This is a genomic window from Lysinibacillus sp. FW12, from assembly GCF_050817245.1.
Classification (GTDB): Bacteria; Bacillota; Bacilli; order Bacillales_A; family Planococcaceae; genus Lysinibacillus; species Lysinibacillus irui.
Genome location: NZ_CP139094.1, coordinates 1,983,926 through 2,002,031, shown reverse-complemented (window position 1 = coordinate 2,002,031; position 18,106 = coordinate 1,983,926). Strand labels below are relative to the sequence as shown.

The 18,106-nt window shown below is 41.9% G+C and carries 10 protein-coding genes and 3 rRNA genes; all 13 read right to left on the bottom strand.

The window, feature by feature from the left end:
- Window positions 1–54: 54 nt before the first annotated feature.
- The 13 genes from SJW71_RS10165 to ilvC all read right to left on the bottom strand — a co-directional run bounded on the left by SJW71_RS10165 (window position 55) and on the right by ilvC (window position 18,103).
- Window positions 55–1,047 carry a LacI family DNA-binding transcriptional regulator gene (locus SJW71_RS10165; RefSeq protein ID WP_431812083.1) on the bottom strand — a complete coding sequence of 331 codons (993 nt, stop codon included), beginning with the start codon at window positions 1,045–1,047 and terminating at the stop codon, window positions 55–57.
- Window positions 1,048–1,113: 66 nt separating this feature from the next.
- Entirely contained in the window at window positions 1,114–2,346 is a 1,233-nt protein-coding gene (locus SJW71_RS10160) for an RtcB family protein (protein WP_322612120.1), read from the bottom strand.
- Window positions 2,347–2,450: 104 nt separating this feature from the next.
- Window positions 2,451–4,301, bottom strand: coding sequence for a dynamin family protein (locus SJW71_RS10155; RefSeq protein ID WP_322612121.1), 1,851 nt, complete (start codon window positions 4,299–4,301; stop codon window positions 2,451–2,453).
- Window positions 4,302–4,593: 292 nt separating this feature from the next.
- The gene (rbsK, locus tag SJW71_RS10150; RefSeq protein ID WP_274793502.1) at window positions 4,594–5,472 is read right to left on the bottom strand and encodes a ribokinase; all 879 of its coding nucleotides are present in this window, start codon (window positions 5,470–5,472) and stop codon (window positions 4,594–4,596) included.
- Window positions 5,473–5,547: 75 nt separating this feature from the next.
- Window positions 5,548–5,718: a hypothetical protein gene (locus tag SJW71_RS10145; RefSeq protein WP_274793503.1), complete on the bottom strand. Its 171-nt coding sequence runs from the start codon at window positions 5,716–5,718 to the stop codon at window positions 5,548–5,550.
- 511 nt (window positions 5,719–6,229) lie between these two features.
- Window positions 6,230–6,345 (bottom strand): 5S ribosomal RNA (gene rrf, locus SJW71_RS10140).
- A 167-nt stretch (window positions 6,346–6,512) separates the two neighbouring features.
- Window positions 6,513–9,440 (bottom strand): 23S ribosomal RNA (locus tag SJW71_RS10135).
- Between the two features lie 366 nt (window positions 9,441–9,806).
- Window positions 9,807–11,359 (bottom strand): 16S ribosomal RNA (locus SJW71_RS10130).
- Together the 16S, 23S and 5S rRNA genes form the textbook arrangement of a ribosomal RNA operon.
- An 854-nt stretch (window positions 11,360–12,213) precedes the next feature.
- Complete coding sequence (leuD, locus tag SJW71_RS10125; protein ID WP_341386487.1) at window positions 12,214–12,804, bottom strand: 3-isopropylmalate dehydratase small subunit; 591 nt, start codon at window positions 12,802–12,804, stop codon at window positions 12,214–12,216.
- 31 nt (window positions 12,805–12,835) lie between these two features.
- Complete coding sequence (gene leuC, locus SJW71_RS10120; RefSeq protein WP_274793505.1) at window positions 12,836–14,245, bottom strand: 3-isopropylmalate dehydratase large subunit; 1,410 nt, start codon at window positions 14,243–14,245, stop codon at window positions 12,836–12,838.
- A 17-nt stretch (window positions 14,246–14,262) separates the two neighbouring features.
- Window positions 14,263–15,363: a 3-isopropylmalate dehydrogenase gene (gene leuB / locus SJW71_RS10115; protein ID WP_274793507.1), complete on the bottom strand. Its 1,101-nt coding sequence runs from the start codon at window positions 15,361–15,363 to the stop codon at window positions 14,263–14,265.
- 183 nt (window positions 15,364–15,546) lie between these two features.
- Window positions 15,547–17,082 carry a 2-isopropylmalate synthase gene (locus SJW71_RS10110; protein ID WP_431812082.1) on the bottom strand — a complete coding sequence of 512 codons (1,536 nt, stop codon included), beginning with the start codon at window positions 17,080–17,082 and terminating at the stop codon, window positions 15,547–15,549.
- A complete protein-coding gene (gene ilvC, locus SJW71_RS10105; protein WP_274793509.1) occupies window positions 17,069–18,103 on the bottom strand; it encodes a ketol-acid reductoisomerase in 1,035 nt (344 codons plus the stop codon). Before ilvC ends, SJW71_RS10110 begins: the two co-directional genes overlap by 14 nt.
- Window positions 18,104–18,106 lie beyond the last annotated feature (3 nt).

Here is an 18,106-nt window from a genome sequence, read left to right as displayed (position 1 = left end):
AATAAAGAAATGAATACGTAACCATTATAGTGTAAAAAACAAACTGATATTACATCAGTTCATTTTTACACGTTGTATTTCTTGGAAAAAGTTTAACAGACTCTGTTTGTCTAATGCAAGAACTTTTTTCTCCATAACCTCAAATAATTTTTCAATCGCTATAAAACCTAAGTTCTCTTCTGACGTTAAACCTACTGTCGTCAAGGCAATGGAGTGGTGTTTACTAAGCTCAACATTGTCAATGCCCATGACATTGAAATCGCTTGGAACCTTGAACCCTCTCTCTAAACATAGATTCAATATTTCAATAGCGATAGCATCTGTAGCCGCACATATAGCTGTAGGTCTTCTATCCAACTTTAATAGTTCCTCAAAGGCGCGTTCAATTTCATTTTTATTGGTGTTTGTAAAAAATGTAGGCACAGTTTTGTCATCTATTCCATGTTGCTTCAAAGCCTGGACAAATCCTTGATAGCGACCATAGAAGGTGCTCATTTGATGTGGACCACCTATCCAGCATAGCGATTGATGCCCTAAAGATAAGAGATGATTTGCCGCAAGATAGCCAGCATGCACATTATCAATTTCTACAAAATGTCTATTTTCTTGATGCTTACGATTAAACATAATAAAGGGAATTCCGCGTTTTTCTAGTTTAAAAAATAGCTCATCCTGATATAGCATAGAAGATAAAATAATGGCATCCGCCTTCGTTTCTAAAACGGCATTATAGATCGAGTTTAAATTGTCCTCTGTCCCAAAATAGACATTGACTTTATAGCCTCGAGCATTGACATAATTAACGATCGCTGTTGTTGTATCAACAAAAAAAGGATTATGTAATGGTCCTGAAATTAGTGTAATAATGCCTGTTTTTTGCTGAACAAGCGATCTTGCTATATCATTCGGTATATAGTTTAGTTCCTCAATCGCCTTCATTACTTTTTCAATTGTTTTTGGCTTTACTAGCTCTGGCGTATTCAACACCCTCGATACAGTTGTTTGTGAAACACCAGCGTACTTTGCCACATCTTTTGAAGATACCAAAAAACCACCCATTTCATTAATGTAAAGCTATATTATACCATTTATAGCCTATTGAGAATAGAATGGCTAATCATCCACTTTGCCCTTTCTCTCATACGGTTTTGCTGCCTCATTTGCTTTAAAATTATAGACAGGTTTAATGACTTTGACAATATCTACAGTTTCTCCTATGGCCGATATTATTTCTGACATTGGCTTATAAGCCATCGGTGCCTCATCCAATGTTTCCTCATTGACGGATGTTGTCCAAATGCCCTGCATCGTGTCTTTAAAATCGTTCATATTCAATGCTTTTTTAGCAGCTCGTCGTGAGAATATACGCCCTGCTCCATGTGGCGCTGAATAATTCCATTCTGCATTGCCTTTTCCAATACAAATAAGTGATCCATCGCGCATGTTCATCGGAATAACTAGCTTTTCTCCTTTATTGGCTCGAACAGCCCCTTTGCGAAGTGTCATTGTTTCAGTATCAATATAGTTATGAATCGTATCAAATGTATCCGTGAAATGCCACCCCATCTGTTTAGCGATTATTTCGGCAATAGTCCAACGATTCATACGTGCAAATTGTTGAGCAATCTTCATATCATGAATATAGTCATGGAAATAGTCACCCTCTAAATAGGCTAACTCTTTCGGCACAGCAGGATTTTGTTCTTTATAGGCGAGGATCATTGGTTGTATATCTTTTTCTCTCCCTAGTCGTTTAAGCTCTGCTATTTTTTCCGTCAAATCTTGTCGACGTAAATTTTCATATGCTCTTTTTTGATGCCAATTAGCTACTTTTGCTCCTACATAGCGTGAGCCTGTATGAATTAGTAAATAGTGCTGCTCTTCTTCATCCTTGGCAAGTTCGATAAAATGATTGCCACCACCAAGAGTACCTAATGACAGATTGGTATACTCATCTTTCAAACCGCTTGCTCGAAATTGTTTACCTTCAAATTCTAAAAATTGACGGGCAGGCGATACTTCCTTATGAATCTCCTGTCCACTTGGTACATGTGTACGGATGATAGAATCTAGCTTTGCAAAATCGACAGTCGAAACATCTAATTGTGCTACAAATACACCACATCCTACATCAATTCCAACAAGGTTTGGAACAACACGATTCTGCAATTGAATAGTCGTGCCAATGACACAGCCTTTGCCCGCATGATAATCTGGCATAATACGTACTTTCGTGCCAGCCATAAACGCCTGATCTGTCAATTCTTGAATTTGGTCGATTGCTGTTTGGAGCGCTGTTTGAGCAAATATTTTTGCATCCGTAAAGCGGCCATTAATTTCAATCAAGTAAATCCCCTCCTTACTATTTATACGTAAAAATGGAATGATATGTTTCATCAAACATAAAAACGTTCTAAAAGGTCTGCCCTCTTAGAACGTTTTGTTCTAGCTTATTCTTCGTATTGGATCGCCAATTTCTTTGGAATTTCAGGAATATCGTTTGATTTTACATCCTCTTCCTTTAAAGAAAGCACTTCTAGATGATGCTTGTCTCTTACATCAAAAGGGATGGCGATACTTTCCATTTTATTATTCATTTGACTGCGTGTAAGTAAGCCGTTGTACGATAAATCGATACTTAAAATAGCCTGTACAGTTTCTTCAAGCATTTTGAGATCCTTGGCTTTCAAAGGTATCTCTTCATTCATTAAAAATGGCTGAAGGGTACCTTTAATATAGCCTTGAGCTTCAATTAAACATGAAAATTCATTTAATTTTTCAGCATAGTTCTTTAATTGGCGCTTTTCTTTTGCTCTTTGTTGATTTAATTCTTGCACTTTTTGTTCAATCCGACTCATGCGCTCTTTTACTAATTCTATTAAATAAGGCTGTATGTCTTGAATCGCTTGCAACATTGCAGCTTCCGCTTGTTGTACTTTGTCATATTGCGCGACACAAATCACTTGTTGCTCATTTAACTTTTCTACTCGCTCTTTGAAAAAGTCATTTTGTGTATGTTGACCAAAAATAGCCTTCATGAGCCCTTTCCCATGAATTTTTTTATGCTGTGCATCTAAACGCTCGTATTCACGTGAATACTCACTGTGCATAGTACGATATTCTCTCAACATTTGTTGATAGTAAACAGCAATTTCTGTAAACTTATCTACCTTAGCATCCTGTAAATAATCATGTTGTGAGATTGTTTGTAATAGCTGATACAATGTTTGAACATGTTTAAATGTTTGAGCAACTTCTTCGTATTCTTGCTCATATTCCTTGACAATCGCCAAGTCTCGTTGGTTGCGAGAAAATTCATAATGGGTATCGCCTGCATATTTTTCAATATTCTCAACAGCAGATTGAAATGGATCGCGTTGTGGAATGACAGTTAATTCGAAGCGGAAACGTTCTAGCCATTGTAAGAAGCGAATTAAAATGGCATAGGTTTTTTTATCACTATTTTCAGCAAAACGATGTATTTCAGTAATTAAATGTTCGTACTGGCTTTTTTCCCAAAGCTCATGACTGTCCGTTTGCTTGGCTTCCAATGCATTTCTAGCTGAAACAGCGACAAAATCACTGATTAAATGACCTATTCGTTGTTGTTGCGAGGAGACAAATGCCGCAGCATGATCATCAGCATCAATACCATTAATAACACATAAAGGTTCAACCCCTTTATTTTTTAAGGCTTCCAGCAATAATATTTCAGCGTCAATAGCCATAGAGCCCGAGCGTAAAACCCAGAAAATTTCATCCACCCTATTCATCAATGCTTCAGAGAAATAAGCCATTTCTCCTCCCCCAGCTTCTAATGAAACGGAGTCAATGATCGTCACCGATTTAAGTAAATCATTTTTCAAATATACTTCTAAATAGTCCAAATGCTCACGTAAAATCTGAGAAGCAAACGTATCGCCAGTAGTTAATAGCTCTAATTTACTAAGATCGAATATGGCTACAACGCCATCTAAAAAATAAGCTTTAATCTCCTCATGCTCGCCGTAACGTATAAATGTATTTACGCCTGTTGGATGTTGATCATCTACTGAAAGAATTTCACGTCCTAGCAGTCCATTAATAAGTGTTGTTTTACCTACACGTTCTTTTCCAACGATTAAAATCATTGTCTGATTATTGGCATCTTGAATAATACGATTTAAATGTTTAGCCGTATCTTTCACATATGTATTTTGGACAATAATGCCATATAGTTGTCGAAGTTGATCAACAAATTGTGGCAGAATATTATTCGCTGAGGTTGTATATTCGATTGGCGTGTTGTCAATGTTGGTCATCCTCAAAACCTCTTTTCGTATGTATCTATAAGTCCATTATAAATGAAACTATGGCTTTTCTAATACATGGATTGTCGAAAAGAGGACAAAATACTTATATGTTTATACAGCAAATAGGAATTCATCCTTATAACAATTCTCTGCTAACTTTACTTATTATTAGCTATTCAGACTAAAAGAAATAGTTTAAACAATGCTTTCTATTTTATTTGATAGAAATATTTTGAAATAATTATTTTAAACTTACATCTTTTTCTAATTGAATGACCTTTCTCCTAAATATCTACTACTTTTAAAATCCAGCCATACGTGCAAATACAGCATCAAGTGTCGGCATGCCGCCTTGTGCACTAAATTTTTCTACCGATAAAGAAGCAGCAATATTAGCAAAGTAGACAGCCTCATCCAACGATTGTCCCTCTACTAAGGCATAAGCTAACGCACCATTAAACGTATCCCCAGCACCTGTTGTATCCACAGCAGTCGTCATATAGCCTGGCACATGGATTGGATAGGTACCATCAGAATAACGTGCACCATCACTACCGAGCGTTATTATTAATTTATTTGGATACTTTTCTAAAAGGTGGTCAATCGGTTCATTAAAAATTTCTGCACATTCCGTTTCATTTGGTGTTAAATAGGTAATATCCTCCATCCATTGCACATCAAAATTTGCGGCAGGTGCAGGATTTAATAGTATGGGAACACCTGCCTCTTTACACATTCGAATGGCATAAGCTGTCGTCTCTTTTGGAATTTCAAGCTGGATGATCACCATTTGACTTTTTTGTATTAAGTGCTTGGAAGCCTCAAGATGTGATGGAGATAATTCATAGTTTGCTCCAGGTACAACAACAATGCGATTGTCGTTATTATAAATAAGAATATTCGCTATCCCTGTCAGAGCAGAAGGACTACTTACGATGGCACCCGTTTGTATATGTTCTTGTTGTAAAACACTCCGTAATGCCTCACCAAAGCTATCTTTACCCACACAGCCGATCATTGCCACTTCATGACCAAGACGGGCTGCCGCAACTGCTTGATTGGCCCCTTTACCACCAGGTACCGTTTGAAATGCCTGACCTAGAATCGTCTCCCCCTGCTTAGGAAAAGCATCCATTTGTACAATTAGATCCATATTTAAACTTCCTATGACTGTAATCATTGAATTCCCTACCTTTCTTCTACTTTCTATTTTAATGCAGAAAAAAGAACAAAGACAGGTTGATTTCAGAGCTTTTTATAGTTTTCCTAATAGCCCTTTTCTGGCCTCAAATTCAATTTTTGTATCACAATCATCACAGGAAAATTTCCCTTTCATATTTCTTTTATACATGGTATATTTTTTGGTCCCTTCAATTACTTCAAACGTCTTTTTACAAAAAATACATGAAACTGAATAAGTAATCATTCTATATTCCTCCTTCAGCAATTTACTACTTTTTACATCTACTTTCACATTATCAAAATATCCCATTTATGCATAGCAGTTATATTCTGAAAATTCATATTTATATGGTGATATTTCACATTCTATACATATTTATTTGCATCGATTGAAGCTAAGGAAAAAAACAGAATACAAGCTCAAATTCGTATTATTAGGTCAACTGATATCCTGTCAACCATTTTTATATGGTTTTATTAGGGGAGGACCCGCTTACAACATAGTTACTTTTTGGGCTTTAACAAGTGGAGCATTGACTTTGCATGGAGAAGTTAGGAATCAAACTATAGTTCTAGGAGGAAATTTATAATGAATTAAGTCGTTGGATATGGTTAAAGAAGAAAGCCAGGTTCGAGCATTTTTAGATATTAGAAGGTCTAAATGACTTTGTTATATTTTCAAGGTTTAGTGAAGCAGTATTGGTTAAGAGAAAATAAAAAAAGCCGAGGAATATATCCTCGACTACTATTATTTTGCCTAGCGACGTCCTACTCTCACAGGGGGAAGCCCCCAACTACCATCGGCGCTAAAGAGCTTAACTTCCGTGTTCGGTATGGGAACGGGTGTGACCTCTTTGCCATCATCACTAGACTTGCACATGGATGTGCTGGCTTCTGCGTTGCAACATGGATGTTGCGTTCTTAGCAGAAGTTCCATTATTTTAAGCTTTAAAATACACAAGGTATTGAAGCTCTCTTTTGTTGAAAGGGTTGTTCTTTCAAAACTGGATAAACGGTGCATTGAATGCTTCAAACAATTTGGTTAAGTCCTCGATCGATTAGTATTCGTCAGCTCCATGTGTCACCACACTTCCACCTCGAACCTATCTACCTCATCGTCTTTGAGGGATCTTACTTACTTGCGTAATGGGAAATCTCATCTTGAGGGGGGCTTCATGCTTAGATGCTTTCAGCACTTATCCCGTCCACACATAGCTACCCAGCGATGCCTTTGGCAAGACAACTGGTACACCAGCGGTGTGTCCATCCCGGTCCTCTCGTACTAAGGACAGCTCCTCTCAAATTTCCTACGCCCACGACGGATAGGGACCGAACTGTCTCACGACGTTCTGAACCCAGCTCGCGTACCGCTTTAATGGGCGAACAGCCCAACCCTTGGGACCGACTACAGCCCCAGGATGCGATGAGCCGACATCGAGGTGCCAAACCTCCCCGTCGATGTGGACTCTTGGGGGAGATAAGCCTGTTATCCCCGGGGTAGCTTTTATCCGTTGAGCGATGGCCCTTCCATGCGGAACCACCGGATCACTAAGCCCGTCTTTCGACCCTGCTCGACTTGTAGGTCTCGCAGTCAAGCTCCCTTGTGCCTTTACACTCTACGAATGATTTCCAACCATTCTGAGGGAACCTTTGGGCGCCTCCGTTACCTTTTAGGAGGCGACCGCCCCAGTCAAACTGTCCGCCTGACACTGTCTCCTGCCCCGCTAAGGGGCATGGGTTAGAATTTCAATACAACCAGGGTAGTATCCCACCGACGCCTCCTTCGAAGCTGGCGCTCCGAGATCTCTGGCTCCTACCTATCCTGTACAAGTTGTACCAAAATTCAATATCAGGCTACAGTAAAGCTCCACGGGGTCTTTCCGTCCTGTCGCGGGTAACCTGCATCTTCACAGGTACTATAATTTCACCGAGTCTCTCGTTGAGACAGTGCCCAGATCGTTACGCCTTTCGTGCGGGTCGGAACTTACCCGACAAGGAATTTCGCTACCTTAGGACCGTTATAGTTACGGCCGCCGTTTACTGGGGCTTCAATTCGCAGCTTCGCTTGCGCTAACCACTCCTCTTAACCTTCCAGCACCGGGCAGGCGTCAGCCCCTATACGTCACCTTACGGTTTTGCAGAGACCTGTGTTTTTGCTAAACAGTCGCCTGGGCCTATTCACTGCGGCTCTCATGCGCTTGCACGCTCAAGAGCACCCCTTCTCCCGAAGTTACGGGGTCATTTTGCCGAGTTCCTTAACGAGAGTTCTCTCGCACACCTTAGGATTCTCTCCTCGACTACCTGTGTCGGTTTGCGGTACGGGCACCTCTCACCTCGATAGAGGCTTTTCTTGGCAGTGTGAAATCAGGAACTTCGTCCATACGGACTCGCCATCACAGCTCAACGTTACAGTGTGCGGATTTGCCTACACACACGCCTTACTGCTTGGACGCGCATAACCAACAGCGCGCTTACCCTATCCTACTGCGTCCCCCCATTTCTCAAACGGTGAGGAGGTGGTACAGGAATATCAACCTGTTGTCCATCGCCTACGCCTGTCGGCCTCGGCTTAGGTCCCGACTAACCCTGAGCGGACGAGCCTTCCTCAGGAAACCTTAGTCATACGGTGGACGGGATTCTCACCCGTCTTTCGCTACTCATACCGGCATTCTCACTTCTAAGCGCTCCACCAGTCCTTCCGGTCTGACTTCAACGCACTTAGAACGCTCTCCTACCACTGACATCGTAGATGTCAATCCACAGCTTCGGTGAATCGTTTAGCCCCGATACATTTTCGGCGCAGCGTCACTCGACCAGTGAGCTATTACGCACTCTTTAAATGATGGCTGCTTCTAAGCCAACATCCTGGTTGTCTGTGCAACGCCACATCCTTTTCCACTTAACGATTACTTTGGGACCTTAGCTGGTGGTCTGGGCTGTTTCCCTTTTGACTACGGATCTTATCACTCGCAGTCTGACTCCCGTGTATAAATATCTGGCATTCGGAGTTTGTCTGAATTCGGTAAACCGGGATGGCCCCCTAGTCCAAACAGTGCTCTACCTCCAGTATTCTCATCACGAGGCTAGCCCTAAAGCTATTTCGGAGAGAACCAGCTATCTCCAAGTTCGATTGGAATTTCTCCGCTACCCACACCTCATCCCCGCACTTTTCAACGTGCGTGGGTTCGGGCCTCCAGTAAGTGTTACCTTACCTTCACCCTGGACATGGGTAGATCACCTGGTTTCGGGTCTACGACCACGTACTATTTCGCCCTATTCAGACTCGCTTTCGCTGCGGCTCCGCCTTCTAAAGCTTAACCTTGCACGTAATCGTAACTCGCCGGTTCATTCTACAAAAGGCACGCTATCACCCATTAACGGGCTCTAACTACTTGTAGGCACACGGTTTCAGGATCTCTTTCACTCCCCTCTCGGGGTGCTTTTCACCTTTCCCTCACGGTACTGGTTCACTATCGGTCACTAGGTAGTATTTAGCCTTGGGAGATGGTCCTCCCGGATTCCGACGGAATTTCACGTGTTCCGCCGTACTCAGGATCCACTCAGGAGAGAACGAACTTTCGACTACAGGGCTTTTACCTGCTCTGGCGGACCTTTCCAAGTCGCTTCATCTAACTCGCTCTTTTGTAACTCCGTATAGAGTGTCCTACAACCCCAAGAGGCAAGCCTCTTGGTTTGGGCTCTTCCCGTTTCGCTCGCCGCTACTCAGGGAATCGATTTTTCTTTCTCTTCCTCCAGGTACTTAGATGTTTCAGTTCCCTGGGTCTGCCTTCAAGACGCTATGTATTCACGTCAAGATACTACGCGATTAAACGTAGTGGGTTCCCCCATTCGGAAATCTCCGGATCAAAGCTCACTTACAGCTCCCCGAAGCATATCGGTGTTAGTGCCGTCCTTCTTCGGCTCCTAGTGCCAAGGCATTCGCCGTGCGCCCTTAATAACTTAACCTACAGCTTTCAATTCACATCGCATTTCGTTGTCAGCTTCACTCGTTCAATCAGTCACGTACTGAAGTACGCTCCTTCATTCACTCGATTGCTTCCTAGAACTGCTTGTGTCTTGAAACCTTACTAATGTTATTAAGCCTATAAAAAACTTAAAAAATAAATGTGTTTGTTACAATTTCAATGTCGTTTTATCCAGTTTTCAAAGAACAAAGTTACTGCCTGCTTCTACTTCTTCGCAGCTTTGCGACGAAAGCGTAGCGACAGGAGCACATATTTGAAGTATTTCATTCGGAAGAATGAACCTTCAAAACTGAACGCAAAACGTAATCTTACAAACCCTAGGTTTGTATTCCGAAATAATCCTTAGAAAGGAGGTGATCCAGCCGCACCTTCCGATACGGCTACCTTGTTACGACTTCACCCCAATCATCTATCCCACCTTCGGCGGCTGGCTCCAAAAGGTTACCTCACCGACTTCGGGTGTTACAAACTCTCGTGGTGTGACGGGCGGTGTGTACAAGGCCCGGGAACGTATTCACCGCGGCATGCTGATCCGCGATTACTAGCGATTCCGGCTTCATGTAGGCGAGTTGCAGCCTACAATCCGAACTGAGAACGACTTTATCGGATTAGCTCCCTCTCGCGAGTTGGCAACCGTTTGTATCGTCCATTGTAGCACGTGTGTAGCCCAGGTCATAAGGGGCATGATGATTTGACGTCATCCCCACCTTCCTCCGGTTTGTCACCGGCAGTCACCTTAGAGTGCCCAACTAAATGATGGCAACTAAGATCAAGGGTTGCGCTCGTTGCGGGACTTAACCCAACATCTCACGACACGAGCTGACGACAACCATGCACCACCTGTCACCGTTGCCCCCGAAGGGGAAACTATATCTCTACAGTGGTCAACGGGATGTCAAGACCTGGTAAGGTTCTTCGCGTTGCTTCGAATTAAACCACATGCTCCACCGCTTGTGCGGGCCCCCGTCAATTCCTTTGAGTTTCAGTCTTGCGACCGTACTCCCCAGGCGGAGTGCTTAATGCGTTAGCTGCAGCACTAAGGGGCGGAAACCCCCTAACACTTAGCACTCATCGTTTACGGCGTGGACTACCAGGGTATCTAATCCTGTTTGCTCCCCACGCTTTCGCGCCTCAGCGTCAGTTACAGACCAGAAAGTCGCCTTCGCCACTGGTGTTCCTCCAAATCTCTACGCATTTCACCGCTACACTTGGAATTCCACTTTCCTCTTCTGCACTCAAGTCCCCCAGTTTCCAATGACCCTCCACGGTTGAGCCGTGGGCTTTCACATCAGACTTAAAGGACCGCCTGCGCGCGCTTTACGCCCAATAATTCCGGACAACGCTTGCCACCTACGTATTACCGCGGCTGCTGGCACGTAGTTAGCCGTGGCTTTCTAATAAGGTACCGTCAAGGTACAGCCAGTTACTACTGTACTTGTTCTTCCCTTACAACAGAGTTTTACGATCCGAAAACCTTCTTCACTCACGCGGCGTTGCTCCATCAGGCTTTCGCCCATTGTGGAAGATTCCCTACTGCTGCCTCCCGTAGGAGTCTGGGCCGTGTCTCAGTCCCAGTGTGGCCGATCACCCTCTCAGGTCGGCTACGCATCGTCGCCTTGGTGAGCCGTTACCTCACCAACTAGCTAATGCGCCGCGGGCCCATCTTATAGCGACAGCGAGATGCCGTCTTTCAGTGTTCCGCCATGAGGTGGAACAGATTATTCGGTATTAGCCCCGGTTTCCCGGAGTTATCCCAAACTATAAGGTAGGTTGCCCACGTGTTACTCACCCGTCCGCCGCTAACGTCAAAGGAGCAAGCTCCTTCTCTGTTCGCTCGACTTGCATGTATTAGGCACGCCGCCAGCGTTCGTCCTGAGCCAGGATCAAACTCTCCATAAAAGAAATTTGATTAGCTCAAATTGTTTTGCTGGCATCAATTTTGATGTCCAAAATTTTGTTTCGTTCACTAGCCGAAACTAGTTACTTAAAACTTTATTGATTACGTTTTGCTTGTTCAGTTTTCAAGGTTCATTTTATACTGCCATACAGCGACAGGAATTTTATTATATCAAAACATTTTCGTGTTTGTCAACAACTAATTCAAAATATTTTATTCGCTAAATGATGTTTCACAATATATCAAAATATTTTTATGTTAACACCTGTGATTAATACTTATTAACATCTATCGATATTTCACGATAGAAATCAATAATATATTATATTAACAAAATAGTCAACATGAAATTAGTTAAAAACTTTCTTTTCTATCTCCCTACTATTAAATATTGTATTTTATACAATAGCACGTTTTATATCGTTTCTAAAAAATAATCCCATTGCTTTGCAGTTAGAACCGATAACCATAGCACTTTCATCAGGAAAAAGCCTTACATACTCCTTCAGCATTATTATCCTGAAGCTTAAATAACGTATACCATCTTTTCAATTCACTGATTCTCCTAACACTATGTCTTCCAGTTAGAATGAGTAATAACTGAATATGCTTTTTCTTCAACTGTCGAATCGAAAGTTTCTACAGAATAGCTTTGAAATGGTGAACATAGAAGGCAATACATTCTTTCTGTAACTTTACTTTTATATAAAGCAAAACTAATTAATATATTTTTGATGAGTTAATGTATCAGAAGACTTTCTTATTGAAAAAATTTTAAAAGCCAACGAAATTTTATTAATCGTAAAATTTCACTGGCTTTTTAGTTTATAGCTAGGATTTATCCAGCCACTTTTGCTTAGAATGCTACCCGCTTTGCCTCATAGGCAGCAATATGTTCTTCGTATTTAAAGGTTAAAGCAATTTCATCCCAACCATTTAGTAATGTTTCCTTATAGTACGGATCAATTGTGAAATGATAAACTTTACCATCTTCACCTGTCACTGTTTGCTCAGCAAGATTTACTTCCATTGTATATGGCTTTGCTAATCCCTTAGCCAGAATTTCATCACATTCTGCTTCTGTTAACTTAATAGGTAGAATGCCATTTTTAAAGCAGTTATTATGGAAGATATCTGCGAAAGAAGGGGCAATCACCACGTTAAAGCCATAATCTAAGATGGCCCATGGTGCGTGTTCGCGGGATGAACCGCAGCCAAAATTATCTTGCGCCACTAAAATTTTGGATTCTTTAAATTCAGGTTTATTTAAAACAAAGTCTTTGATCTCTTTGCCTTGTGCATCGTAACGCCAGTGATAAAATAAAAATTGTCCAAATCCTGTGCGCTCAATACGTTTAAGAAATTCTTTTGAAATAATTTGATCTGTATCAACATTTTTACGATCAAGTGGTGTGATGACACTATTAACGATATTAATTGGTTCCATTTTTAATCATCCCTTCCGTGTAAAGCAAGACTTACACAGTTTCCTTCACAAATTCACGTACATCCACAAAATGACCTGCAATCGCAGCTGCAGCTGCCATCGGTGGTGATACTAAATGTGTACGAGAACCCGCTCCCTGACGTCCTTCAAAATTGCGATTGGATGTAGAGGCACAGCGTTCACCAGCTGGTACAACATCATCATTCATCGCTAGGCACATGGAGCAACCTGACTCTCTCCATTCAAAGCCTGCCTCGATAAAGATTTTATCCAAGCCCTCTTCCTCTGCTTGCTTCTTCGTCGTATGTGAACCCGGCACAACAATTGCTGTTACATTATCATGCACCTTACGTCCTTGAATGACACTAGCAGCTGCGCGTAAATCACTAATGCGTGAGTTTGTACAGGAGCCAATAAAGACATGCTGAATATCAATAGATGTTAAAGGTTGCCCTTCCTCTAAGCCCATATAGGCTAAAGCTTTTTGAAGAGCTGCCTTATCAGATTCATCCTCATAATCTGCTTGTGTTGGAACATGACCAGAAACACCCGTACCCATCGATGGATTTGTGCCCCATGTAATGATTGGTTCGATTTCTTCTGCATTTATGATACGAACTGTGTCGTACGTAGCATCCTCATCGGAAGCCAAACTTAACCAATAAGCGGCTGCTTCCTCCAATTTTTCACCTTGTGGCGCATATTTGCGACCACGAATATAATCCACTGTTGTTTGATCAGGTGAAATCAGCCCAGCTTTCGCTCCTGCCTCAATCGACATATTACAGATTGTCATCCGTTCTTCCATAGACAATTTATGGATAGCCTCTCCAGTGAATTCCACAATATGCCCAGTGCCAACACCAATACCAAACTTTGCAATAATGGCTAAAATAATATCCTTTGCAGCTACCCCAACTGGTAGCTCCCCTTCAACACGAATTTCCATCGTTTTCGGCTTATTTTGCCATAAAGTTTGTGTCGATAAGACATGCTCAACCTCTGATGTACCAATCCCGAAAGCAATCGCACCAAAGGCACCGTGAGTTGATGTATGAGAGTCGCCACAAACGATGGTTTTCCCTGGTTGTGTTAATCCTAGCTCTGGCCCAATAACGTGTACAATCCCTTGGTCAGGATGACCCATTCCTGCTAGCTCAACACCAAACTCTTTTGCATTTTTAGCCAATGTTTCGATTTGGTTGCGTGCAATAGGATCATGAATTGTCGGTAAATTTTTCGTTGGTACGTTATGATCCATTGTCGCAAAGCTTAAATCAGGACGACGCACTTTGCGTCCGTTCAAACGTAGACCTTCAAAAGCTTGCGGAGATGTTACTTCATGAATTAAATGAAGATCAATATATAACAGGTCCGGTTTGCCCTCTTCCTGATAAACTACATGTTTATCCCAAATCTTTTCAATTATATTTTTACCCATTGTCTTCACCTATTTCTTTAAATATATGTTGTCATAATACTTTGTGAAACAAAACTAGTATCAATTTCGTTAATCACTTTATCTGTCCATTCATTTGTCGATAAAATGCGGCTGCCGTCACGAGCAAGATCTGCTGTAAAGTAACCATCATCAAATACTGCACTAACAGCACGCTCAATTTCTGCCGCCTCTTCTTTCAGGCCAAAGGAATATTGTAGCATCATCGCAACAGATAGAATTGTTGCCGCAGGGTTTGCTACTCCTTGCCCTGCAATTTCCGGAGCTGATCCATGTACAGGTTCATATAAGCCAAAATTATCACCACGAATAGATGCCGATGGAAGGACGCCCAAAGAACCAGTAATAACTGATGCTTCATCACTTAAAATATCACCAAACATATTTTCAGTGACTACTACATCATAGTGACCAGGATTTGTAATTAGTTTCATCGCAACAGAGTCGACTAGATTATGTTCTACAATGACATCTGGATAGTCTTTTTTCTTTGCTTCTACGACTTCACGCCATAAGCGACTTGTTTCAAGAACATTCGCCTTATCAACAGAGCATAATTTGCCTCCACGTAAACGTGCTAGCTCAAAGGCATTTTCAACGATACGCTCCACCTCTGCTTTTGAATAAACAGTTGTATCAATTGCGCCATTTTCAGTACGCATACGTGGTTCCCCGAAGTATACGCCGCCTGTTAGTTCACGAACAATCATTAAATCAACGTTTTCAGCTACTTCACGTTTTAATGGTGAAGCATCTAGTAAACTCGGGAACGCCTTTACTGGACGTAGATTTGCAAATAAATCGAAGTGTTTGCGAATACGCAATAACCCTTTTTCTGGGCGTAATTCAGGTGGGTTTTGATCCCATTTTGGTCCACCAACAGCTCCTAATAGAATCGCATCGCTATTTTCACACATCTCGATTGTTTCTTCTGGTAATGGATTGTTGTGCTGATCAATGGCAGCACCCCCAATTGTTGCATATCCTAAATGAAATGTATGATTAAATCGTTTACCAATCACTTGTAGTACACGTACAGCAGAAGCAACAACCTCTGGCCCAATCCCGTCACCAGGAAGGACTGTAATTTTTTTCTCCATCGTCAAAACACCTTTCTTTTTTTAGCGCATTCGCTAATTTAGTAAGAACGCTCACCTACCTACTATTTAGATGAGCGTATTCATTACGACTAAGCGTAATTTTTCTTGAAAGATACAATACGCCATGACATCATTGCATCCGACGCGTGAATGGTACATCACACAATTCACTACCTTTACAACCTATACAGGCTGTGCGCGAAGACTTGCTTGTATTAAATGACGGTTAATGGCATTTAAATAAGCTTTAGCCGAAGCTTCTAAAACATCTTGTGAAGAATTGCGGCCTGTTGTCGATACATTATCATAACGAATATTAATAACCGCTTCACCAAGTGCATCTCGGCCCTTCCCTACAGATGACACACGGTAATCAAGCACCTGAACAGCTCCAGGTACAAGCTGCTCCAGCGTATTAAAAATGGCCTCCACAGAACCAGAGCCAGTCGCAACAACCGTTTTCTCTAGCCCCTCTGGTGTTAGGACAATGGCTGTAGCAGTAGGAATATTTTCTGTTCCATATTGCACTTGTACCATCTTCAAATCAAAGAGTGGTACATCCTCTATTTGAACCTGTTGTTCTGTGAGAAGAGTTAGTAAATCCTCTTCTGTAATCTCTTTTTTCCGATCAGCTAGTTTTTTAAATTTCACAAACGCTTTGTTCAGCTTTTCATCGGAAAGGTTGAAGCCCATTGTTTCAGCACGATCACGGAAGGCAGCACGCCCAGAATGTTTCCCAAGTACTAATGGTATTTCACCCTCACCGATGAGGGCAGGTGAGATAATTTCGTAGGTTTCCGGATTTTTCAAGACGCCATCTTGATGGATACCTGATTCATGCGCAAATGCATTCTTTCCAACAATTGCTTTATTAGGCTGAATCACAACGTTTGTCAATTTACTGACTAATTGAGACGTGCGTTTAATCTCTTGCAGCTGTATGCCAGTTTCCACTTGGTAAAAATCTTTGCGAATATGCAGTGCCACCGCAATTTCTTCTAGTGCTACATTCCCTGCACGTTCGCCAATACCATTGATGGTTCCCTCTACTTGCGCGGCACCATTTTCGATGGCAGCAATCGTATTGGCTGTGGCCATCCCAAGGTCATCATGACAATGGGCAGAGAATTTTACTTTGTCAGCACCTTTTACATTTTCCAGTAGGAATTTAAATAATGCGCCATATTCCTGAGGGGAAGCATAGCCTACAGTGTCAGGAACATTAATCGTTGAAGCACCAGCAGCAACCACTTCATTCATAATTCGTACTAAAAATTCACGATCCGAACGGAATGCATCCTCGGCAGACCATTGCACAAGAGGAAAGAATTTTTTTGCATATTTAACTGCCGCAACCGCTTGCTCGATCACTTGATCTGGGGATTTTTTTAACTTATATTCCATATGAATGGGTGAGGTTGCTAGAAAAACATGAATATGTGGTTGCTCTGCTACTTTAATTGCTTCCCAAGTCGTATCGATATCCTTTTGGATACAGCGAGCTAGACCTGTGATAATAGAATTTTTTACGGTTCCTGCAATGCGATGGACGGCATCAAAGTCACCGGGTGACGAAGCAGGAAACCCTGCTTCAATTATTGTCACTCCAAGGCGCTCTAACTGTTTGGCAATTTCAATCTTCTCGGCCGTATTTAAGTTGATCCCAGCAGATTGTTCACCATCGCGAAGCGTCGTATCGAAAATATCAATTTTTCGCACTTGTAGCCACTTCTCTCACAACTTTTTCTTTACCTTCATTAATGAATGGCATCATAGCACGTAATTTTGCACCCACTTCTTCAATTTGATGGTTTGCACCAGCCTCTTTGAATTTTGTATATTCTGGGCGACCATTTTCATTTTCTTGAATCCAACGACGAGCAAATGTACCATCTTGAATATCTGTTAACACATCTTTCATTCGTGCTTTTACTGACTCATCGATAATGCGTGGTCCCGCCACATAATCTCCCCACTCAGCTGTATCTGACACCGAGTAACGCATTGTTGCCATACCGCCTTCAAACATAAGGTCAACAATTAATTTAAGCTCGTGAAGTGTTTCAAAGTAAGCTAATTCCGGTTGGTAGCCAGCTTCTACTAGCGTTTCAAATCCTGCTCTTACAAGTTGTGTTGCACCACCACAAAGAACTGCTTGTTCACCGAATAAATCTGTCTCTGTCTCTTCTTTGAATGATGTTTCAAGAAGTCCACCACGTGCGGCACCAATTCCTTTACCATAAGCAAGTGCTAAATCTTTTGCTTGACCTGTCGCGTCTTGATGGATAGCGAATAAACCTGGTACGCCAGCTCCTTCTTGGAATTGACGACGCACTAAATGTCCTGGGCCTTTTGGTGCTACTAAAAATACGTCAACATCTGCTGGTGGTGTAATTTGACCAAAGTGAATGTTGAAGCCGTGCGCAAACATTAAAGCTTTGCCAGCTTGTAGATGTGGTGCAATTTCTGCTTCATAAACTGCTTTTTGACGCTCATCTGGTAATAAAATTTGGATAACATCTGCTTCTTGTGCAGCCTCCGCCACCGTTTTTACATCAATACCATCTGCTTTTGCAGCATCGAAAGATCCACCTGGGCGAACCCCTACTACTACATCAAAGCCTGATTCCTTAAGGTTTAATGCATGTGCGTGTCCTTGTGAGCCATAACCGATGATTGCGATTTTCTTTCCTTTTAGTACGTCCTCGTTGATATTTTGTTCATAATACATAGTAGCCATAGT

Excerpts from the sequence above, each read along its gene's own strand:
- rbsK (WP_274793502.1), bottom strand. The coding sequence starts at position 5,472 with ATGATTACAGTCATAGGAAGTTTAAATATGGATCTAATTGTACAAATG.
- leuC (WP_274793505.1), bottom strand. The coding sequence starts at position 14,245 with ATGGGTAAAAATATAATTGAAAAGATTTGGGATAAACATGTAGTTTAT.
- SJW71_RS10155 (WP_322612121.1), bottom strand. The coding sequence starts at position 4,301 with ATGACCAACATTGACAACACGCCAATCGAATATACAACCTCAGCGAAT.
- SJW71_RS10145 (WP_274793503.1), bottom strand. The coding sequence starts at position 5,718 with ATGATTACTTATTCAGTTTCATGTATTTTTTGTAAAAAGACGTTTGAA.
- ilvC (WP_274793509.1), bottom strand. The coding sequence starts at position 18,103 with ATGGCTACTATGTATTATGAACAAAATATCAACGAGGACGTACTAAAA.
- leuB (WP_274793507.1), bottom strand. The coding sequence starts at position 15,363 with ATGGAGAAAAAAATTACAGTCCTTCCTGGTGACGGGATTGGGCCAGAG.
- leuD (WP_341386487.1), bottom strand. The coding sequence starts at position 12,804 with ATGGAACCAATTAATATCGTTAATAGTGTCATCACACCACTTGATCGT.